The sequence below is a fragment of the Rhodococcus sp. PML026 genome (assembly GCF_000963615.1).
Classification (GTDB): Bacteria; Actinomycetota; Actinomycetes; order Mycobacteriales; family Mycobacteriaceae; genus Rhodococcoides; species Rhodococcoides fascians.
In genome coordinates this window covers 338544-359673 of the sequence record NZ_KQ031370.1, presented here as the reverse complement: position 1 = coordinate 359673, position 21130 = coordinate 338544, and the positions used below count along the sequence as shown (strand labels likewise).

The window sequence follows — 21130 nt, the reverse complement described above, 5'->3', positions numbered from 1 at the left end:
TTCACGGCCTTTTCGCGCGAGAAATGAATCCTCGACGACCGAATGCTCGCAGGCGGTCCTTCGCGGTACGCGCGCGCAGGGACGTGGTGGACGCACCCGCGTTGTCGCGCATACCCCGAATGACCTCTCGGGCCACGTCCGGACCATCGATTCGCGGAGTCCAGTCCAGGTCCCGTCGAGCGCGGTCGGTGTTCAACATCGGGGTGGCGAACGCGAGATCGACCCAACCGTGATGGACTGCGGACACGTGGGTCTCGAAGCCGAGGCGCGCAGCAGCGGACAACACCCGAGAGGGCACAGGCACGATGCGGGCACCGAACGCGTCGGCCACGTCGTGGGCTCGCACGGGCGTCGGGCCGCCGAGGTTGTAGGGCCCGGTTGCACGCCTATCCAGCACTCGCACGGTGGCATCGGCGACATCGTCGCTGTGGGCAGCCGGAACGGCGAACGACCTGTCGATGGGCAGGATCGGAAGATGATCGACGATTGCCGACGGCACGAGATCGGGTAGGGCGTAACGCAACAGCGCGCTTCCGAACTCGTACTGCCCGATCAGGCCCGGCCTGATTCGAGCGACCGCGACATCGGGATGCGCTGCCTCGAACTCGTCGAGCACATCCTCGGCGGCGGCCTTGTCCATGCTGTACGTCGACGAAGACACCCCCGTTCTCGGCCACGACTCGTCGACATTCTCGCCGTACGACCCCGGTGCGTACACCCCGCCGGAAGACATGTGCACCAGACGAGGAACTCCGGCGTCCGCACAGGCCGTTGCCACCGTGCGCACTGCGTCGACATTGACTGCCCGCAGATAATCGCGATCACGCATCGGCTGGAAGGCGATGGCCAGATGAACCACTGCGTCTGCGCCGCGGCACAACGCGCGTAGCTCGTACGGTGCGTGTTCGCCGGTGAGATCCAGCGGAACCCAGTCGACCTGCTCGGCAAAAGGATTGAGGCTCGGCGGACGCCGCGCTACGGCGACAATGGAGTTGCCCGGATGCTCGTCGGTGAGCCTTCGCAGCAGGGCGGTGCCGACATTGCCGGTCGCGCCGATCACTACTGTTCGCATCTCTACCTCCGAAAATCGACCACAGTCGAAGTGCCCTCGTGTGCGTCGATCGAAACCGACGTGATTCACGAGTTTGAGCCGCCATCCTCCCGGGCATCGAATCACCATGACTGAAAACAACGAACCGACCCTCGACGACGTCATGATCCCCACCGAGGAAGCTCACCCCGACCACAAAGAGCACGCCAAGACGCCGAAGCATCTCGACGACAACGACCTCGAGTCGCGTACCGAGCACGAGCGCAACGAAGTGAACTGACGGCCGAATCGAACGACCGTCATGGCGGTCGCATTTCCCGGTTTCCACCGAAAAACCCCGGGTATGCGATCGCCATGGCCGATTCAGCAGCATCACCCGCACCCACCGAGGCAGATCCGGACGATCCGCGCAAAGCGGATTCACCCGCCGATCTGACCAAGCCGTCGTGGATCTATGTTCTGAAGAAGACTGCCCGTGAGTTCTCCCGGGATCAGTGCACCGACCTTGCAGCCGCGTTGACCTACTACGCCGTGCTCTCGCTCTTCCCCGCCATCCTGGCCATCGTGTCGTTGCTGGGTGTGTTCGGCCAGGGACAGGCCACGGTCGACGGCGTGCTGCAGATCGTCGGCGATCTCGGCCCGCAATCCGCTGTCGACACGTTGCGTCCAACCATCGAACAGCTCGTCCAAGCGCCCACTGCCGGATTCGCGTTGATCATCGGTATCGCAGGCGCACTGTGGTCTGCATCCGGCTACGTCGGCGCATTCGGCCGCGCGATGAACCGCATGTACGAGGTGGACGAGGGACGGCCCATCTGGAAGCTGCGCCCCGTGATGCTTCTGGTCACGCTCATCGCCCTGGTCCTCATCGCGCTCGCCGCCGTCATGCTGGCAATCAGTGGCCCCGTGGCCAAAGCTGTGGGCGACGCCGTCGGACTGGGCGACACCGCACTGACGATCTGGAACATCGCACGCTGGCCGCTGGTCCTGATCGTGGTGGTACTCGCGGTCGCGATTCTGTACTACGCAACACCGAATGTGCAGCAGCCCAAGTTCAAATGGATCAGTTCCGGTGCCGCGGTCGGCATCGTCGTATGGATTCTCGCCACCGTCGCGTTCGGCTTCTACGTCGCCAACTTCTCCAGCTACAACAAGACCTACGGCTCCCTTGCCGGAGCCATCGTGTTCCTGCTGTGGCTGTGGATCACAAACTTGGCCTTGCTGTTCGGTGCCGAACTGGACTCCGAACTCGAACGCGGCCGCCAACTCCAGGCCGGAATCGTCGCCGAAGAACGTCTGCAACTGCCGCCCCGCGACACCCGGGTATCGGACAAGAACGATGAAAAGGATGCGCAGGCTGTCGAAGAGGGTCGCAAATTGCGGGAGGAACACAACCGGACTCCGTGAACATCCCGGACGCCACCGACCGATCGATGAAACAGATCCGCGTGGTGCGCTGATCCGGTGTGGCGGTGCGAATGACGCAGAAAGGCAGGGCAACGTGGCTGAGGAAGAAAATACGGAAGAGTCCCGACGCGCCCACGCCCCGGACTCGGGTAGCTTCGGCGCGTCGATGTACGGACACCACTTGGAGGGGGTTGTACGAGTCAGCAAGAGGTGTGTGACCGACGCCGGCGTGGACGGAGCCGCGGTCGCCATCCTCACCGACGATGCAGATGCTCGGGATCTGCTGTACGCCACGAACTCCGAAGCAGCCCGCCTCGACGAGCTCCAATTCACCACCGGCGAGGGCCCCTGTATCGATGCCTTCGTCACCGGGGAGCCGCAACTACACCCGGACATCGGTAATCGGCCCGATACCACGGGATGGCCGTCGTTCGCGTCGGAAGTTCTTCAGGAGCTCGGCGTGCATGGGGTGTACGCGTTCCCTTTGTTCAGTGGTGGTGCTCGACTCGGGGTCCTCGAGCTCTACACCCAAAAGTCGGGAACGATGACGACACAACAGATCGCCGCTGCCCAGGCTGCGGCGTCGACCCTCGGTGACATCGTCGTCGGAGAAGTGGCAGCCCGACCGAATTATTTCGACGAGTCGACACTTCGACCACCCGAGGGCGCATTTCGCTTCGCTCGGTCCGACATCAACATTGCGGTCGGTGTGTTGGCCGAACGTCTGCATGTGTCGCTCGACGAGGCAACCGCGCGGCTGCGTGCCCGTGCCTACGCCGATGCCCGCTCGATCTCCTCCCTCGCGTTCGACATCGTCCGCGGAGACGGCTTGTTCTACGACGACCCGGGGAGCACGTGACATCGAAGCCCACCGTCCATCGACCACGAACGTCCGAGTTGACAGCTCCAACAACGAAAGAAGGCCGAACATGCCACCCATCCCTCGCCCGGATCAATCGTCGCCGGCACCCAACGGCCCGACCGGAGCTCGCGATACGAGAGCCCAGACCGGTGATTTCCTGACCACAGCGCAAGGCGTACGTCTCCCCGACACCGATCATTCGCTCAAGGCGGGCGATCGCGGCCCGACGTTGCTCGAGGACTTCCACCTCCGCGAGAAGATCACCCACTTCGATCACGAGCGAATTCCGGAGCGCGTCGTGCACGCACGCGGTGCCGCCGCACATGGAACGTTCGAGTCCTACGGGTCGGCGAAGACCGTGACCAAGGCAGGATTCCTCGCCCAGAAGGGCAAGCGGACACCGGTTTTCGTCCGCTTCTCGACCGTTCTCGGATCGCGTGGTTCCGCCGACACCGTCCGCGACACCCGCGGTTTCGCGGTCAAGTTCTACACCGACGAAGGAACCTTCGACCTGGTCGGAAACAACATGCCCGTCTTCTTCATCCAGGACGGCATCAAGTTCCCGGACATCATTCACGCCGGCAAACCGCAGCCCGATATCGAACTGCCGCAGGCTCAGTCGGCACACGACTCGTTCTGGGACTTCGTCTCGCTGCACACCGAGGCAACTCACCACGTCATGTGGAACATGAGCGATCGAGGTATCCCGCGCTCGTATCGCACTATGGAAGGCTTCGGCGTCCACACGTTCCGCCTCGTGGCCGAGAACGGCGAGACCAGGCTCGTGAAATTTCATTGGAAGCCGCTCGCCGGAGTGCATTCACTGGTGTGGGAGGAAGCCCAGATCGCAGCGGGCGTCGATCCGGACTTCCATCGACGCGACATGTCCGACGGCATCAAGGCCGGTGCCCCACTGGAATACGAATTCGGAATCCAGGTCATGCCCGACGACGGCACCGAGACCTACGAGGGTATCGATCTGCTCGATCCCACGAAAATCGTTCCCGAAGAACTGGTTCCGGTGCAACCCATCGGCAAGCTCACCCTCGACGCGAACCCCACGAACTACTTCGCCGAAACCGAGCAGGTCGCGTTCCACACGGGCCACCTGGTGCCGGGCATCGAAGTCACCAACGACCCGCTGATGCAGGCGCGTCTGTTCTCTTACCTGGACACCCAGATCACGCGTCTCGGCGGCCCCAATTTCTCGCAACTGCCGATCAACCGACCGCATGCACCTGTCAACGACATGCTGCGAGACGGCATGCACCAGACCGCCGTTCACACCGGCCTTGCCCCGTACCTCAGCAACTCCATCGACGACGGAGAACCAGCGGTAGCAGGTGAGAAGGACCACGGTTACGTGCAGACCGAACGCCTCATCGAGGGCCGCGCTGTACGAGCGAACCCCGCATCCTTCGACGATCACTTCACTCAGCCCACCATGTTCTATCGCAGCCTCAGTGCCGTCGAGCAGGATCACCTCGTCGAGGCATTCACGTTCGAGCTGGGCAAAGTGTTCGAGCAGTCGATCAAGGAACGTGAGCTCGAGGTTCTGTCGAACGTCGACGCCGATCTGTGCGAGCGCGTCGCCGCCGGCCTCGGCCTGCCTGCACCTGTCGGCACACCCGCTGAGGACGTATTGCTCTCCCCCGCACTGTCTCAGATCGTCGAGGCTCCGGGACCGATTGCCGGACGCAAGATCGGCGTCATCGCCGACGCCGGATCGGACCTGTCCGGAATCGGCAAGCTACGGACGGCAGCCGCGCGCCGCGGTGCCACAGTGCACGTCATCGCTGCGGCCGGCGGCATCCTCGGCAAAGGCATGCGCACTCAGGTGGTCGAGCGAACATTCCTGACAGTTCGTTCGATCGAGTTCGACGCCTTCGTCGTCGCGGGCGGAACAACGCCGACGAACGACATCAAGCTGATCTTGTTGCTGCAGGAAGCATTCCGTCATTGCAAAGCGATGGGTGCCTGGGGCGACGGAGCGGCACTGCTCGAGCAGGCCGGAATCGGTGCCGACGACGCAGGCGTCGTCATCGGCGAGACAGCGGTGAAAGCGTTCAACGACGCATTGTTCGCTGCGGTCGGACTGCATCGAGCCTGGGATCGTGCCCCCGCGGTGATGGCGTCGAACATCCCGCCTGCAGTCCCCGACAAGCCTGCTCGTAAGCGGGCAGCCAAGGCCAAGGCCAGGAAGTAGGGCTACCCCGACTGGGGCTCGGTCAGCATCGCTGCCATGTCGTCCAACTCGAAGTACTGGGCGATTGCGTGCGCCGATCGAGCTCCGGCTGCGGGGTCCGCGCCTGCCTCCAGCAACATCCTCACAATGGGCGTCGACCGACGAAACACCGCGGCCGCCAACGCTGTCTGGCCGTTGTCGTTCACGCAATCCACCGCTGCCCCCAGCGTGAGCAGCGTGCTCACCGCACCCGGTTGTACGTGATACGCCGCGAGAATCAACAGTGTGTCGCCCTTGTCGTTGGTCAAGTCGACGGAGCCCCCGGCCTCGAAGAACGACTGCAACCACGAGGCGTCACCGCTGCGCGCGCAGTCGAATGCATGCCGAAACACCGCCAGAACATCGTCGTCGTCCACCAACACATGATTCCCCGAGCAGTGAGGTTCCAACCAAGCACCGTCGATCTGGATCGAGCGCTGATCCGGTCTATCCACCGCATGCTCCGTGTAGTGACCGTGCGAGTGTTCCCGCACGGAGCGAGACCTCGCGTACGGACCCACCGACGTGGGAGAATCGTGCGGTCCACGGACATGCGGCGTCTGTCGTGTCCGACAAGGTGGGGGGAGCGTCATGACCGGTCCGGTTGCCCAAGGTAGCGCTATGAAGCGGCGAAATCCCGTTGTGGTCTGGATTCTGTTGCCGCTCATCACTCTCGGCATCTACCACTTCGTCTGGTACTACCTCATCCACCGTGAGATGGCGGACTTCGACCGACGCAAGGTCGACCCGCCGGTCGTCGGCCCACTGCTGGTTCTGCTCCTCCTCGGCTGGACCATCATTGCGCCGTTGATCAGCTACTACAACACCGGAAACCGCATCGCCGACGCTCAACGCGCGGCCGGCCTGCAGCCGACGTGCAGCTCGGTCGTCGGACTTCTGCTCACGTTCGTCTTCGGCCTGCAGTCCCTGTATTACCAGTTGGAACTGAACAAGATCACGGCCCGATACAACGACGTACCGCCGGGAACCGTTGTGCCGCTCGCGGTGTGAATCCCGAAACCGAAACGACGAAACGGACCCGATGACCACCCTCCATCACGCACCGCTCTCGCGCGTCGACCCGAGCACCCTGTATCGCATCATGGCGCTGCGGGTCGCGGTATTCGTGCACGAACAGAAGATCGTCGACGAGGCCGAACTCGATGGCGCGGACCTATTTCCGACGACCGAACTGTTCTGGATCCAGGACGAAAACGACGAGGTGTTGGCCACACTCCGAGTGCTCGTCGACGATTCGGTCCACATCGGCCGCGTCGCGACTGCGGCTGCGGGGCGTGGGCGCGGTTATGCCGGACAGCTCGTCGAGGCCGCGCTGAAGGCGTACCCCGGGGTGGTCGAGATGTCCGCGCAAGCACACCTCGAAAAGTGGTACGGCCGCTTCGGATTCGTTCGGATGGGCGAGCAATACCTGGAAGCGGGAATCCCGCACGTGAAGATGTCCACCCATCCCAGCTGAATCAGCCCAGTGTCGGTGCGTGTGCAACTTGTGCTCCACTCTGGGCCCCGAGTCGGAGAATCCTCGCGACCGAGGCCCCGACTGGAGCAGACCTTCCGTCAGCGAAGCGAGATCACTTCTTCTTCGGGTCGTGGCCCCAGTTCATCAATGAGTAGCGCCATTTGGTGTCGGTGATGTCCCCGTCGGGCCGCTGCGCAAGGTGTCGTTTGCAGTAGCCGACGACCTTTCGCATGTGCTCGTAGTCGTCGTCGGACAGGTCCGCCTTCTTCGTCTTCAGGATTTCGACGATGCGGCGGCCGCTCTCGTGGCCCGTCGACTCACCGCCCTCCTTCTTTTGCCCAACGTCCTTCGAGTCGTCGGTGCCGAGAAACTCGTCGAGTTCCTTCGCCGTCATGTTGACGAGGTCATCGAACTCCGTCTTGATGTCACTGTCGTCATCGGCCATCAGTCCGTCTCCTTCGATTCACCCTCGGTGGTGGTGCCGCGTGTCTCCCGTTCGACCGCATCGGCCTTCGGAACTCGTCTCGTTCCTAATCCGCCGCATACCCACAGTTGGGCGGTACTCAACCTGCTGGTCAGATCGGATCACACCGTCGCAGGACGGCCCACTCGGAAGCCCTGCAGCAGGTCGGCCCCGATCGACGTGGCCGCTTCGAGGTCGTCGTCGGTCTCGATGCCCTCGAACACGCACCTGGCCTCCGTTTTTCGCGCGAACTCGAGCACCAGTTCGGCCAAGGCCGACTTCACGCGATTGCCTTTCATGCCGTGAACGACGAACGCGTCGAGTTTGATGATCTGCGGCTCGAGCACGACGAGCTGCCGCATACCTGCGTATCCGGATCCCACATCGTCCACTGCAACGGCGACGCCGCCGCGTCGAAGTTCGGCCAACACTGCGATCACCGCATCCTCGTCGTCCTGGGCGGCATGTTCGGTGAGCTCGATTACCAGTGACCGTCGTCGGCCGAAGTCGAGCAGCACATCCACGAGGGCGGCATCGACCAGTAGCGTTGCAGCACTGAGGTTCACCGCAACGAAGCAACCATCCGGCAGACGCGCTGATTCGCCCAATGCCTTGACGGCCGCAGATCTGTCTAGAGCAGGACCGAGGCCGCACTGCGCTGCATCCGCGAACCACGCCTCGGTGTCACCGCCGCCCGCCGGGAAACGCGACAGGGCCTCGTATCCCTCGATCACCCCATCGCGTGCACGGACGATCGGCTGAAAGACGATGTCCGGGCCACCGCCTGCAATCACAGCCTCCACTCGACGCTGCGACCGCAACAGGGTCGAGCGCAGCGGTGTCGACGCTGCCCTAGTCGACGGCACGATTCCACACCCGCACCACCGGGTGGAGCTGAACCGGAGCTGCAATCGGGCGCATCGCGGCAAGGACGGCATCGGGATCCCGATCGCCGAAACTGGTCAGCAGTGCCCTGGCACGCTGTCCATCCGGCGGCCAGCACAGCCCGAACGCGTCTGCTATCGCCACATAGTCATGGGCACGCTGCTCGACGGTCGAGGCTGCGGGACAACGATTGCGCAGTACGAATTCTCGCACCGGCCGCCAGCGCCTGCGGCCGCCGATCAGTCGATGGAGCATGGTGCCATGGGGACGTCGGCGAACCGATCCATCAGGAACTTTGCAGCGGCGCCGCCGTACCCGTCGATCAGCTGCGGCCCGAAGTGGTTGGGCAACACCGCACCCTGCAGGATCGGCGGCAACGGGTTGGTTCGGAACTCCACCGTGGCCCCTCGCCCACACCAATCCTGAGCCAACTGCCGGGCCTGACCGTACGGCACGGTGTCGTCGTTGAGTCCGCTGGTGATCATCACCGGTGCGTTCGGAGTACTACGACCGATCCGCTGAGCCTCGAGGATGCGACCCGCCTGCGGAATGGTGCCCAGATTCTCGAGCATCGACTTACCGTCCGCGGTCAACGATTCGGTTCGCAGGAACGGGTACTTCAGAATGGTGTCGCCGATGCACTGCGTCGACAGATCGTTCAGCACTGCCTTGCCGTGATCGGTGAGTCGCTCTTCGACGAGCGGCAGCAAGCTCGGATCCCGCTCTACGAACCCGTTGAGGGCATAGCCGATCACCCCTCCGATCAGCGTCCCGTCGACGGTCTTCAACACCTCGAGCAAGTCCGCTGTGGGAGCTCCGGCCCAGGTGCCCTTCACATTCAGCCCCGGTGCGTACTCCGAGGCCAGTTCGGCCGCCGCGGCTGCCGCCCCACCGCCCTGGGAGTACCCCCAAATACCAACGGGTGCATCGGTATCACCGAGGAGCTCGTTCGCGGCACGAGCACCGTCGAGCACCGCATGAGCCTGCTCGACACGATTGACATAGGTGTGCACACCGGGCGTTCCCAACCCGATGTAGTCGGTCACGAATACGTTGGCACCCATCGATCCCCACAGAGTGGAAGACAACAACTCCTGATTGAACGAGATCGACAATGGCTGTGCCACAGCGTTGACAGTCGTCGGAAACGCACGAGAAGGAGCGCACTGATCGGCCTGACCCACCGTGCCGGGCGCGACGACGATGGTCGGCCGCGGGCCTGCACCACGCCAGGGCACCTCGGTCTCGATGAACGTGCCCGACACACCCACCGGCGTATCGTCCTGCGTCCGTGACGTGTACAGCACCCGCTGCGCCTGAACGGGGTAGGCACCGTCCGCACCGGGCAGAGCCGCGAACAGTGACATCGGCTGCGTCCGCAACACGGCCCCCGGGTCGTCGACGACCTGAGCCGGAGGGACGTAGAAGTCGTCGACGGGGTCGGCATTCGCTGCCGAGCCGCCGAGCACGGTCAGGGAAGACGCGAGCACGGCGGTGACTGCGACGCCGATCATGGTGCGGTACAGATGCATCGGTCTCTTTCTGGTGGGGGTCAGATAACGGAGCCGATATCGTCGACAACGATGTTGTCCAACGCACGTTCGGCCAGTGCGGCGATGGTCATGGATGGGTTGCACGCTGCGGTGGTGCCGGGCATAAGCGCCCCGTCGAGGACATACAGTCCTCGCTGGCCGTGGACACGACCGTCGAGATCACATACCGCGCCCATGTTGGCCCCACCCAACGGATGCCAAGTGGACGGGAACAGTGCATTGGTATCGGTGAGAACACTGCCTGATCCGGCGATACGACGCACCGTCGGATCGATCGAACCGTCCTGAATCAGGCTGTCGCCGTCGGCCGGCCAATGTAGTCGAACCTGGTCCATGGAGGAGTCGTAGCCGAAATGGCCGCGGCCGCTGCTGACTCCGTATCCGACGAGCATCGTGCTGTGGGCATCGAACGACAACGGCGGTATCGAGGCCTGGATGACGGTGTGCGCGGTGTTCGGGTCGTCCCAGTTCAGACTGCCGAACACCACCGGTCCGCCTTGGGGTGCACCGAATTGCTGCTCGATGCTCGACCACACGTAGATGCGATCGGCATTGGTGCCCCAACCCTGTCCGAGCTGGTCCGGCAAGTCCGAGATAGCTCCGGTGGCACCGGCACGCACGAGCAGCTTCGTGGTGTTCAGGCTGCCCGCCGCCATGATCAATGCGCCGGCGGTGAGTACCTTGTTTTCCAATACCGTTCCGTCGGAGTCGATCCGATCGACATACACCGTCCAACGGCCGTCGTCACGCCGCTCGACACTGGTGACGTGGTGATGTGTCGCAACCGTAGCCAGTCCCGTCGCCTCGGCGGCCGCGATGTAGGTGACGTCCACGGAGTGCTTGCCGCCGTTGTTGACTCCGAATGCACCGGACCCATCGGTGTACGACGGTGCCATCACCCCGCGCGTCTCGTCGAGGGCGAAGTTCCAGTCGATTGGCATCGGGATCTTGGACACCGGCAGCCCCGCTCGACGAGCATTGGCCGCAAACACCCGCGCTGCTTGATAATTGGGCGTACCGATCAACTCGTCGGGAGCCTGCTGGAGCTGCAACATCCGCGCCACGCGTGGGTAGTGCACCCGATTCAGAGTCGGCCAATCCAGACCGGCCGGAAAGTGTTCCTCGAACACCGGCGGCGATGGCTGCAGTGTCATTCCCTGGTAGATCAGGGATCCGCCTCCGACACCGGCCGCGCACAGCGCAGTCATGTTGTCTCCGGGCACCGCCTCGAGGAGGCCGACGTACGGATCGAACGGAACTGGCCTACCGAACAGGTTGGGACTCGAACCGTGCCACAGCATCCGCTTGTCCGGTGACGTGGCATCGGGAAACGTGTCCGCATTCGGGCCTGTGTTCCAACGCCTTCCGCGCTCGAGCACCAGAACCGGCACCCCGGCTTCGGCCAGGCGCAATGCGGCGACGCCACCGCCGAACCCCGATCCGATGATCACCACACGATGATCCTCGCGGGTCAGCGGGATCTGGACGCGTCGCCCGCCCGCTGCTCGCGCCACCCCCGCGCCCGACAGTGCGGCCAATCCCGCAATTCCAGTCGCGCCGAGAAACGAACGGCGATTCAAATTCGACACGTACCCCCCAATGGTGTGCAGCAGCGCGCACCGAGACCTGTGTCACGTGCACGTGCGAAGCAAAACTAGACAGATGCGGCTTATGGTGTCAAGTTTTTGGGGTCCTTTTAGAACAAGAGCGGAATCAGCCAGCGCCGCAGGTATGACCGCAAACCGTCGTCGTCGTGGATCTGCGCGTCGTCGAACAGGATGACGGACAGCGCCACTCGAACCAGCACTCGCTCGATACCTTCGAACCGAGTCGAATCGAATTGTGGGTTCCGTTCGATGTAACCATCGAGGAATTGACGCGCCACTGGCTCGGCCCGATCCACGACGTCCGGATCGAACAACGGGTTGGCGTTGCCAGAACGTAGCAGCGAGTTGAGCACAGGCTCGCTGCGAACGAGGTTGCGTGCGGACACGATCATCTCGACGATGAACTCCGATGGCGTTTCGGCTCGATCGGCCTCCTCTCGGATGCCACCGATGATGCCGACGACAAGGCCGACCATGGCCTCGGAGATCATGTCCTCACGGGTGGTGAAAATCGAATACACCGTCTGACGCGTCACGCCCGCAGCCCGCGCAGCCGCGGCAATGGTGACATCCTCGAACCCACCCTGGACGATGAGCCCGAGGGTGGCGTCGAGAATCTTCTGCTTCGAGCGCATGGTCCGAGTATGACTGCATCGCCGGCTCGGCGAGTCATCCGATGAGAGGCCGCCGATTCTTCGTCAATTTTTCGAGCTCGGCCTGCATCGCCCCGTGCACCCGCCCCGCGAACTCCTCCGCCGACTCGTCGGCGTCGGGATGCATGGGCGCGAGCACCGACGTCTCGAGTTTGGTGGGGAGCGGCAGGTACGGAAGAAGCCCGACCAGACCGAGATTGACGCCCCACGGAATGGACACCGACAACGGAAACGTTTTGAGCCGCAGTACCTTGTCCAACCTCAGCGCCTTCGCCAACTGCTTACCACTGCTGAGTACCAGCAGGGACTCCCCCGCTCCCGCTGTGACGACGGGGACGACCGGCACCCCCGCCTCGATTGCCAAACGGGCGAACCCGGTCCGACCCGAGAACACTATGTCGTTGCGGTGCCGCCACGATTTCAAAGCATCGACGTCACCGCCCGGGAAGACCAGGACATTGCTGCCCTCCGCAAAAGCGTCCAGGGCCGTTTGTCGTCCGGCGGGCCTGGCACCGAACGGTTCGATCAGCTTCTCGGCATGCAGAGTCCACGCGATCTGGTGGGTCAACGTGATCAGCTCGCGGTCGATACCGAGCTCGTCGTATGCGGCCGCGAATGCGAACACATTGAGATCGATGACTCCGCCGAACCCGTGGTTGGCGACGAACAGCACCGGGGTATCCGGAACCGGTTGCGCTACGGTCACTTCCAATCGGTTGTAGAGGCGAACAGCACTGATGCTCGCCGCGCGAACGACTCGAGCGATGTTGTCCACCGCCGGCTACCGGTCCAGTTGCAGGTCTGCCAGCGCGCCGGCGATCACGAAACCTCCGGCGATTGCACAGCCGGCTGTTCTCGTTCGTGGCGGCAGGTGAGCGGTGAGCGCGAACGCCGCCGTGTCCCAGACGTCGACGGCCACACCTGCTCGCAGCAGGGTGCGCACGGCCTTCGGCGCGAGCCGAGTTGCCGCATACAGGCCGCCGCCGATGTAGATTTCCCGAATTCCGAAGGTGCGAGCCGCAGCTCGCGTCGTCGCCACCGCAGCATCGGGCCCGGCGAGGAGTTCGTTGGCGCGAGTGGGCGCCACCATGTGGGCGATGCCGATCGCGGCCCGAGCAAGCCCGACCGCCTCGGGAAGACGACGAACCAGACCGGACGCAGAGCCGAAAGCCATGAAATTCCTTACGTAGTGGGAACAGCGGAGTCGCGAGCAAGCCGTCGGAGCAGGCCGACGGCCTTCTTCATGCCGTAGGCAACGATGGTCGTGCGGCCGTCCTCGTGGTTCCACTGCAGCAGCGCCGATCCGTCGTCGACGGAACCCTCTAGCACGGTCGGATTACCCAGTAGCGGAAGAGGACCGACGACCTTGATGGACAGTCCCAGAATCTCGGTCCAGAAGTAGTTGTCGGTGGGCGCACACGTGGGTTCGAGGCCGAGTGCGGAGGCCGCTGCGACCTTGCCCTGCGCGACGGCATTCGACCAGAACGGCGCTCGACCGGAACCGGCACGTGAATACGCGACGTCGCCTGCGGCGAACACGTCGGGAACTGCTGTGGCGCAGCGCTCGTCGATGGCAACACCTCGATCGTCGGCAATTCCGGTGCCGTTCAACCACTCCGTCTCGGGCACATCACCGGCGCAGGTGACCACCACATTGGCGTCGAGGATGCGGCCCGCGAACTCGATCCCGGTAACGGGGTTGCCCGTCAACGTAACCGGGCTGTCCGCGCGGAGAAACTCGACCGACGCGGCCTCGGCACGCGCGGTAATCGCGTCGGACAGATAGGTACCCAGTAGCCGTGTCAACGGAGGGTCGACGTCCACGACGGTGACTGCGATTCCGCGAGAAACGCACGCACTGGCGACCTCCATGCCGAGGAATCCGGCACCGACGACGATCGCCGTCTGCGCCGCATCGAGTTTCGGACGTAGTGCCCGAACATCGTCGAAGGTCCGCAGCACCGTCTCGCCCCTTTGCCCGGGAGCCGCAATGCGACGTGCAGCCGCTCCGGTGGCGACGATCAACCGATCGTACGGAACATCGGTACCGGCGGCGGTCGTGACTGTGTGGGCCTCGGGATTCACCGACACGGCCCGATCACCGATCGCCTCGATCCCGAGGTCCGACAGATCCCACGTTTCCGCCTCGGCTGCTTCGCCTTTGAGCACGTGCTTGGACAACGGCGGCCGCGCGTAGCAACCGTCGGCATCGGCCCCGATCATCGTCAGTGGACCTTCGTGTCCGCGGGCCCTCAGTTCGCGGACAGCGGTGCACGCGGCTATGGAGTCTCCGACGACGACGATCCTGCTCTCGAGAGAGCTCACGCCTGTTCTCGCAGTGCCGCCACCGGACACACGCCGACCGCAGACCGGGCCGAGGCCGCGAGGTCGTCGGGAATGTCGTTGCCATCGAAGGCGTAGTGCAGTTCGCCCTCGTCATCGAGGCTGAACACCTTGGGTGCCTGTTCGGCACAGATGCCGTGGCCCTCGCAGCGATCCCAATCGACGTCGATCCTCATGGCTGTGTCCCTTCTGCTGCCACCAATTTCAGCGGCAACCGTTCGTATCGATGAATGACGTTGTTGACAGCGCGTACGGGTGTTCCTGCGGGAACGAACTTCTCTACCCGCTGCGCCAGCACTCGGAGCATGGTCTGGGCTTCCAGACGAGCAAGCCCCTGGCCGGCGCACCCGTGCACGCCCGAACCGAAGCCGAGTTGACGCGCCGCGTCACGGGTGATGTCGAAGGCATCGGGGTTGTCCCATTCACGCTCGTCGCGGTTCGCCGACGCGTAGACCACCAGTACACGAGCACCTTTCGGGATTCGTGATCCGTCGATCTCGACGTCACGGACCGCGCGACGCGAGAATGCTCTGATCGGCGACTCGTATCGAACGACCTCGTTGATCGCTTTGGGGATCAGGTCCGGGTCCTGTCTGATCGCCTGCCACTGCTCGGGGTGCCGCGCGAACAGGTCGAGGGCCCCGGAAATCGCTCCGATGGTGGTATCGAGCGAGGGACCGAGGTAGTCGACCATCAACGCGGGACATGCCGACTTCTGAATCTTGTTGTCGTCGGCCGCCTTCAGAACATCGTCGCCCATACTTCCCGGAATCACCGATCGATCTCGCACCACGCGCCGCGAGTAGGCAAGCATCTCTGCGGCACCCTTGACAGCGGTGATCGAGTGTCGATTCACGGGACCGAGGGAGTCGAATGTCGCACCAGCCCAGCGGAGTAGATCCTCGCGTCCGTCCTCTGGCCACCCGACGAGATCGGGCACGATCGACATCGGCAGCGCTGTCGCGAGATCGTCCACGCCGTCGACAAATTGTTTCTTCAGTGCCGCGTCGACGATGGTCTCGGCCTTCTCCTCCACAGCCGCCTTCATCTTTCGGACGGCCTTCGGAGTGAGCCGATGCGCGAGCACCGATCGCTTGGTCGCATGCTCGTCGCCGTCACTGTTCAGTGTCGTTCCGCGGCCGAGCCGATTGGCGACGGGATTGAGCGCCACACCGTCACCCGAGATGAAGGTCACGTCGTCGAGCAGCACCGCCTTGCAATCCGCGTAGCGCGAGACGGCGAACACCTGCTGGCGGGGCAGCCACACCACCGGACCCAGCGCGCGCAGCCGGGCATAGTGCGGGTACGGATCGAGAATCGCGTCGGTGGAGTACAGGTCGGTGCGGTACTGCGGAATCGTCGCGTTCGTTGTCATGGGATCCTTCGGTGCTGCCGGAAGTCGAGGCCCCTGCCTTCACAGGGTGTTGACGATATCGTCACTCATGGCACGGTCGTACGTCAAGGCTTTTTGACGAATTCGTCATACTTGATTCGCGATAGGCTGCGCTCACTGACCCAAAGAGCAGGAGCAGATCGTGACCGAAGGCAACCGCGTCGAGCGCCGCAAGGCACGCACCAGAGCCGCGCTGATCCAGGCCGCCCAAGGGTTACTCGCCAACGGGAACACCAACGCACCCGTGCTCGAAATAACGCAGGCCGCCGACGTCAGCAACGGCTCGTTCTACAACTACTTCGAGAGCAAAGAAGAACTGTGGCAGGCCGCCATCGACGCCGCTCTCGAGTCCGTCGGCGACTACCTCGATTCGCTCACCGTCGGTTTCGAGGACCCGGTCGAGAAATTCACCCAATCGTTCAGACTGTCCGGGCGCCTGTTCCGCCTCGAACCGCAACTGAGCCGCGTCCTGCTCAACTCCGAGGCCGCCGCATTCGCCGCGGCCGGTGGCCTGGCACCACGGTCGCGTCGCGATATCGAATCGGCCGCAGCGCAAGGGAGATTCGACGTCGACGACCCGGATCTCGCCCTCGCGATCGTCGCCGGTTCGCTGCTCTCCATGGGCCGTCTGCTCCTCGCACAGCCCGACCGCGACGAAGCGGCGACGGTCGACGGCACCACCGAGCGAGTGCTCCGCGCACTCGGAATTTCGACCGACGAGGCACGCACACTGTGCAGTAGTCCCTTGCCTGCGTCCTACAGCGGCGACGTCCACGCGGCCGTCGTCCCCACTGCGTCGCACTGAGCCCCCTGGGTTTGCCGTCAGGCTCTCTGGTGCCGGGGTGGGCCGTGCATGGCCGCCGGGGCCGGTGCCGGCCGAGCAATGGGCTCGTTCTTCCGACTCCCCCCGCCGGTATCCATGTCGAGAAAGTGCTGAAGTTCGTCGTGAATCGGAGTGTCCGTCATGGGCCTTGACCTTCTCGACCTTCGGTGATGTCAATCGTTCGGCTTCGCTGAACCATTGATGATGCTCGGTGGACCGCGCTACCCCGACACTACGGCCATTCGGCATCCTGCCGTCCGACGACCGAATCGACCATCCGTGCCGCCAACACTGCAACTCGCGTGTTCTCTCGCTGCGATTGCTGAACCAACGCGGCGAACGCGGCCCCAGGAGTCATAGATTGCGTTGCCATCAGGATGCCCTTGGCCTGCTCGATGGTGGCCCTGGTCGCCATCGCCGCACGAAGACCGACGACTTCCTGCTTCGCCTCAGCCGTGTGCCGGGAATTCCATACTGCCGCTTCGACCGACGTGACGAACATCTTCACCACCACTTCGTCGATATCGCTGAAGCCACCGGCATCGAAGCCGTAGATGTTGAGCGAGCCTGCATGCTCGGAATCGACTGCCAGCGGTGCCGACAGGTAACTCTGCACTCCGATGTCTGCTGCTGCGGCTGCGAATGCGGGCCAGCGAGTAGTGATTTCGTCGACTCGGACGCACACCATCCGATCGTGGCGCGCCGCTTCGAGGCACGGACCCTCGTCCGCTCGGTACTGGTCGGCATCGATATCCACCACCCGCGCGTCCGAGCATGCTGCGGTGGCAGGATTCTCCGAATCATGCTGCAGCAGGGTCACTCCCGCCATATCAGCGCCGGGAATTGCCACCACGGCCTGCTCGCACAGGCCCTGCAGCACAGTCTCGAATCGGCTGTGCTCGAGCAATATTCCGCGGAACACGTCGAGCGCCTCGAAGGTGTCTTCCGCGAAATACGTCGACACACCCGGCATGTGAGATCGCCTCGGGAGTGCCGCCGCGATCTGTTCGTCGAACGCGGCTGCGGCCGCTCCTTCGGCACCCGAATCCTCCGGCGGTCCCTCGGACGTTCCACCGGTCACGTGATCCCGACCCCCATACGGTGCGGCCATCACACCCTTCGCCGTGAACGATCACCCTGCGGCGTTGGCCCTCGCCGAATGTTACAACCGTACGCCCGCTGTCAACCCGAACTGGATGAATCGGACATCACATTGATCTATTGACTTTCGATAGATTCCTGTTGATACTCGCTACATGCTGAGTGGTTATCGAGCGGTAGTCCTGTTGCTTCGCCTGTTTCTCGCCGCGTTGTTCGCGGTGCTGGTGCTGATGCAAGTCATGTCGTTGCCCGGCCAGTTCGCCCACATGGCCCAGGAATCTCCCGAATCCGCGTACCTGCGATGGCCGCTGACCATCGTGTCGATCTTCTGGGTGCTGTGTATTCAGGTGGTCGTGGTCGCGACATGGAAGCTGCTGACGATGGTGAACCGCAATGCCATCTTCACCCGCGCCTCGTTGGTGTGGGTCGACACGATCACGTGGTCGATCGTCGCGGCCTGGGTGGTGCTGGTCGCGGTGTTCCTCTACGTCGGATTCGGGGCCGACGACCCAGGCCTGCCGCTACTGCTCTTCCTACTCGTCGTCATCGTCGCCGTCGCCGCACTGTTGATGGTCGTCATGAGGACACTGCTCAGGCAGGCCACGGAACTGCGCAGCGACATGGACGCGGTCATCTGATGGCCATCGTGGTGCGCATCGATGTTCAGTTGGCCAAGCAGAAGATGAGCGTCGGCGAGTTCGCCGAACGCGTAGGGCTGACGCCCGCCAACATCGCAGTCCTCAAGAACGGACGGGCCAAAGCCGTACGCCTGAGCACCCTCGACGCCATGTGCCGGGTGCTGCACTGCCAACCCGGAGACCTCTTGGAATGGGTGGAGGAATGAGCACCCGCGGCACTACTGGCCGGTGACATCCAGAGCGGCACCGACGATCGAATCGGTGTCGATGTGATGATGCTTGTACACCTCGTCTAGAGAGCCCACCTGACCGAAGTTGCTGACGCCCAACGACGTCGACGCCACACGGTTCACCGTGGCCAGGAACGCCAGCGTGTGCGGATGGCCGTCGAGGACGGTCACCATCGGTGTCGCCCGATCGGCCGGCAACAGCTGATCGAGAATCCACGACTCCGCGTCGCCGTGCCCCTGCCGCGCCTGGACGGCTCGGTAGAGCTGGCCCGGGCTCGTGATGCACAGGACGTCCGCGAGAATGCCGATGCGCTCCAAACGTGCTGCGGCGTCCAGAGCTTCGGGCATGAGCGCACCCATCGCCGCGATCGTGACGGTGGCTCCGTCTCGTCGGACGAGCGGGTAGCCGCCGGCCACCACCTGCTTGCGCCTGCGTTCGCGGGCCGCCGGATCGCTGGGCACGTCGGCCAACGTCTGATCGACCGGACGGGTCGACAGGCGCAGGTACGCCGAGGTGCCGTCGGGGCGACCCAACTTGGCGATACTGGCGAGCAACGTCCACTCGACGTCGATGGCGAACGCCGGCTCGTACGAGATGCACCCGGGCTGCTCCAGACCGATCGACGGAGTCTTGATCGACTGGTGCGCACCACCTTCCGCGGCCAACGTGACACCCGACGGCGTACCGACCAGAATCGACTGACCACCCGCGTAGATGCCGTACGACCACGGTTCGAGGGCGCGTTCGACGAACGGGTCGTACATCACCCCGATGGGGAACAACGGCTCTCCCCACCGACTCCACGTTGCACCCAGCTCGCCCATCAATCCGACCAGATTGGTCTCTGCGATACCGAGTTCCATGTGTTGACCGGTGGGACCCTCACGCCAGTGCATGATGGTTTCGGCATCGTCGCCGAACCAATCGTGCCGCTCCGACGACGACCAGACACCGACCTTGTTGACCCAACCGCCGAGATTGGTGGTCGAGCTGACATCGGGACTGACCGTGACCACGCGCCGCGCCGCATCCGGGGCCTCACGCGTCAGGTCGATCAGGGTGCGGCCGAGCGCGGCCTGCGTCGTGGCCGTGCCCTTGGGAGTACGGCCGATGTCGGTGGGAACTGCAGGCGGTGCCGAGACGGGCACCGGCTCGCGGCGCAGCCGTTCGGCGACATCGGCGCACAACTGCCCGGCAGCTGTGGCGTCGTCGAAGCGGCCCCATGGCGAACCGACGTCGGTGCCGAGAGTGTCTGCCAGAGCCGCATATTCGTCGACAGTCAGCAGAGACGAGTGGTTCTGCGGATGCCCCTGAGTGGGGAGGCCGAATCCTTTGACTGTGTAGGCGATGATCACCGTGGGCCGGGTGTCGTCGATCTGCGCGTAGGCCTCGCGCAGCGCGTCGAGATCATGGCCGCCGAGATTGCGAATCGACTCGGTGAGAATCAGATCGTCGAGGTCTCCGATGAGCGCAGTGATCGCCGTGGAATCGGAACCGTTGCCGGGCAGTCGATCTCGCAATTCGGACGCCGAGCACCGCAGCAGCCGCTGATACTCGGGATTGGGCATGTCGAGGATGCGACGCCGCAGGGCGTCACCACCGGTACGCGCGAAGAGGTTCTCGAGCAACCGACCGAACCGCACGGTGATGACCTGCCAGCCTGCCGCGTCGAACATCTTCTCGAGGCGACGCGCGGCGATGTTCGGCACCACTCGGTCGAGGGACTGCCGGTTGAGGTCGACGATCCAGACGATCTCGCCCAACTCACCGATGCCCGGATCGATGACGGCTTCCCACACGGCACCCTCGTCGAGCTCGGCGTCTCCGACGAGCGAATACTGCCGGCCGCGAAACCCACTCGGGGTGTCCGCGGAAAATGCGGAGTCGACGAAACGACGCGACATCGCGCCCCAAATAGGTGCCGTCGCACCGATACCCACCGACCCCGTGGAGTAGTCGACGGTATCGGGATCCTTGGCGCGCGACGGGTAGGACTGCAGCCCACCGTACGAGCGCAGCGTCGTCAAATACTTCTCGTCCAACTCACCGAGAAGGTAGTTGATGGCGTGCAGCACCGGCGACGCGTGCGGCTTGACCGACACTCGGTCGCCCGCTTCGAGCTGCTCGAACCACAGCGAGGTCATGATGGTGACCATCGACGCGCACGACGCCTGATGACCGCCCACCTTGAGACCCGTCGGATTGGGTCGGATTCGGTTGGCGTGATGGATCATCGACGTCGACAGCCACAGCACCCGCTCGGAAATGTCGTGCAGGGTTTCGCGCCCTCCGGTGACCGAATCACCGTCGGTCGAATTGCCGGAGGTCGAGCTGAGGCTGGTCATGGCGAGCACTCCTGAAATAGGCGACGAAAGATTGCATCGAGTGGACGTGGCGGGACCGGATGGGTCCCGTCACT

General features: G+C 63.8%; 24 protein-coding genes. 9 read left to right on the top strand and 15 right to left on the bottom strand.

The genetic code is table 11. The features are described from left to right. Position 1 precedes the first annotated feature (1 nt). Positions 2-1072 carry an NAD-dependent epimerase/dehydratase family protein gene (locus tag VF34_RS06220; protein ID WP_045841207.1) on the bottom strand — a complete coding sequence of 357 codons (1071 nt, stop codon included), beginning with the start codon at positions 1070-1072 and terminating at the stop codon, positions 2-4. Between the two features lie 106 nt (positions 1073-1178). On the opposite strand from VF34_RS06220, the gene VF34_RS25220 reads away from it, so the two are divergent. From VF34_RS25220 to VF34_RS06205, 4 genes are all read left to right on the top strand, one after another. After that, positions 1179-1331 (top strand): hypothetical protein, encoded by a 153-nt coding sequence (locus tag VF34_RS25220; protein WP_196248994.1) that lies wholly within the window; start codon positions 1179-1181, stop codon positions 1329-1331. A 74-nt stretch (positions 1332-1405) separates the two neighbouring features. Next, positions 1406-2458, top strand: coding sequence for a YihY/virulence factor BrkB family protein (locus tag VF34_RS06215; protein ID WP_045841077.1), 1053 nt, complete (start codon positions 1406-1408; stop codon positions 2456-2458). Positions 2459-2672: 214 nt separating this feature from the next. Next, positions 2673-3317, top strand: coding sequence for a GAF and ANTAR domain-containing protein (locus VF34_RS06210; protein WP_052718612.1), 645 nt, complete (start codon positions 2673-2675; stop codon positions 3315-3317). Positions 3318-3387: 70 nt separating this feature from the next. Then, entirely contained in the window at positions 3388-5526 is a 2139-nt protein-coding gene (locus VF34_RS06205; protein ID WP_045841075.1) for a catalase, read from the top strand. Between the two features lie 2 nt (positions 5527-5528). On the opposite strand, the gene VF34_RS25500 is transcribed toward VF34_RS06205, so the two are convergent. Then, positions 5529-5921, bottom strand: a complete 393-nt coding sequence (locus tag VF34_RS25500; RefSeq protein WP_231578196.1) for an ankyrin repeat domain-containing protein — start codon at positions 5919-5921, stop codon at positions 5529-5531. 214 nt (positions 5922-6135) lie between these two features. Between VF34_RS25500 and VF34_RS06195 the strand changes: the two genes are divergently transcribed. Together VF34_RS06195 and VF34_RS06190 are read left to right on the top strand one after the other, a co-directional pair. Further along, positions 6136-6555 carry a DUF4234 domain-containing protein gene (locus VF34_RS06195; protein ID WP_027495463.1) on the top strand — a complete coding sequence of 140 codons (420 nt, stop codon included), beginning with the start codon at positions 6136-6138 and terminating at the stop codon, positions 6553-6555. Between the two features lie 31 nt (positions 6556-6586). Continuing rightward, entirely contained in the window at positions 6587-7021 is a 435-nt protein-coding gene (locus VF34_RS06190) for a GNAT family N-acetyltransferase (RefSeq protein WP_045841074.1), read from the top strand. 112 nt (positions 7022-7133) lie between these two features. Here the strand turns inward: VF34_RS06190 and VF34_RS06185 are convergent, their stop codons facing one another. The 11 genes from VF34_RS06185 to VF34_RS06135 all read right to left on the bottom strand — a co-directional run bounded on the left by VF34_RS06185 (position 7134) and on the right by VF34_RS06135 (position 15900). Beyond that, complete coding sequence (locus tag VF34_RS06185) at positions 7134-7466, bottom strand: DUF3140 domain-containing protein (RefSeq protein WP_032387659.1); 333 nt, start codon at positions 7464-7466, stop codon at positions 7134-7136. A gap of 140 nt (positions 7467-7606) precedes the next feature. After that, entirely contained in the window at positions 7607-8350 is a 744-nt protein-coding gene (locus tag VF34_RS06180; RefSeq protein ID WP_197077437.1) for an EAL domain-containing protein, read from the bottom strand. Next, entirely contained in the window at positions 8337-8624 is a 288-nt protein-coding gene (locus tag VF34_RS25215; RefSeq protein WP_032389705.1) for a hypothetical protein, read from the bottom strand. The genes VF34_RS06180 and VF34_RS25215 overlap by 14 nt, the downstream gene beginning before the upstream one ends. After that, positions 8609-9901, bottom strand: coding sequence for a lipase family protein (locus VF34_RS06170; RefSeq protein WP_231578195.1), 1293 nt, complete (start codon positions 9899-9901; stop codon positions 8609-8611). The genes VF34_RS25215 and VF34_RS06170 overlap by 16 nt, the downstream gene beginning before the upstream one ends. Before the next feature lie 20 nt (positions 9902-9921). Then, positions 9922-11511, bottom strand: coding sequence for a GMC oxidoreductase (locus tag VF34_RS06165; protein ID WP_045841073.1), 1590 nt, complete (start codon positions 11509-11511; stop codon positions 9922-9924). Between the two features lie 107 nt (positions 11512-11618). Beyond that, a complete protein-coding gene (locus VF34_RS06160; RefSeq protein ID WP_032400433.1) occupies positions 11619-12164 on the bottom strand; it encodes a TetR/AcrR family transcriptional regulator in 546 nt (181 codons plus the stop codon). A gap of 34 nt (positions 12165-12198) precedes the next feature. After that, positions 12199-12957 (bottom strand): 1-acyl-sn-glycerol-3-phosphate acyltransferase, encoded by a 759-nt coding sequence (locus tag VF34_RS06155; RefSeq protein ID WP_027495456.1) that lies wholly within the window; start codon positions 12955-12957, stop codon positions 12199-12201. 6 nt (positions 12958-12963) lie between these two features. Further along, positions 12964-13356: a hypothetical protein gene (locus VF34_RS06150; protein WP_027495455.1), complete on the bottom strand. Its 393-nt coding sequence runs from the start codon at positions 13354-13356 to the stop codon at positions 12964-12966. An 8-nt stretch (positions 13357-13364) separates the two neighbouring features. Then, entirely contained in the window at positions 13365-14507 is a 1143-nt protein-coding gene (locus tag VF34_RS06145) for an NAD(P)/FAD-dependent oxidoreductase (RefSeq protein WP_027495454.1), read from the bottom strand. Continuing rightward, positions 14504-14701 carry a ferredoxin gene (locus VF34_RS06140; RefSeq protein ID WP_027495453.1) on the bottom strand — a complete coding sequence of 66 codons (198 nt, stop codon included), beginning with the start codon at positions 14699-14701 and terminating at the stop codon, positions 14504-14506. Before VF34_RS06140 ends, VF34_RS06145 begins: the two co-directional genes overlap by 4 nt. Further along, complete coding sequence (locus VF34_RS06135) at positions 14698-15900, bottom strand: cytochrome P450 (protein WP_045841072.1); 1203 nt, start codon at positions 15898-15900, stop codon at positions 14698-14700. Before VF34_RS06135 ends, VF34_RS06140 begins: the two co-directional genes overlap by 4 nt. Positions 15901-16060: 160 nt before the next feature. On the opposite strand from VF34_RS06135, the gene VF34_RS06130 reads away from it, so the two are divergent. After that, positions 16061-16723 (top strand): TetR/AcrR family transcriptional regulator, encoded by a 663-nt coding sequence (locus tag VF34_RS06130; protein WP_032374898.1) that lies wholly within the window; start codon positions 16061-16063, stop codon positions 16721-16723. Between the two features lie 250 nt (positions 16724-16973). Here VF34_RS06130 and VF34_RS06125 read toward each other — a convergent pair whose 3' ends face one another. Further along, entirely contained in the window at positions 16974-17822 is an 849-nt protein-coding gene (locus VF34_RS06125; RefSeq protein WP_197077436.1) for a GAF and ANTAR domain-containing protein, read from the bottom strand. Positions 17823-17997: 175 nt separating this feature from the next. On the opposite strand from VF34_RS06125, the gene VF34_RS06120 reads away from it, so the two are divergent. Together VF34_RS06120 and VF34_RS06115 are read left to right on the top strand one after the other, a co-directional pair. Further along, positions 17998-18480, top strand: coding sequence for a DUF2975 domain-containing protein (locus tag VF34_RS06120; protein WP_045841071.1), 483 nt, complete (start codon positions 17998-18000; stop codon positions 18478-18480). Beyond that, the gene (locus tag VF34_RS06115) at positions 18480-18686 is read left to right on the top strand and encodes a helix-turn-helix domain-containing protein (RefSeq protein ID WP_045841070.1); all 207 of its coding nucleotides are present in this window, start codon (positions 18480-18482) and stop codon (positions 18684-18686) included. Before VF34_RS06120 ends, VF34_RS06115 begins: the two co-directional genes overlap by 1 nt. Positions 18687-18698: 12 nt before the next feature. On the opposite strand, the gene VF34_RS06110 is transcribed toward VF34_RS06115, so the two are convergent. Then, positions 18699-21056, bottom strand: a complete 2358-nt coding sequence (locus tag VF34_RS06110) for a transketolase-like TK C-terminal-containing protein (RefSeq protein WP_045841202.1) — start codon at positions 21054-21056, stop codon at positions 18699-18701. Between the last annotated feature and the right edge of the window lie 74 nt (positions 21057-21130).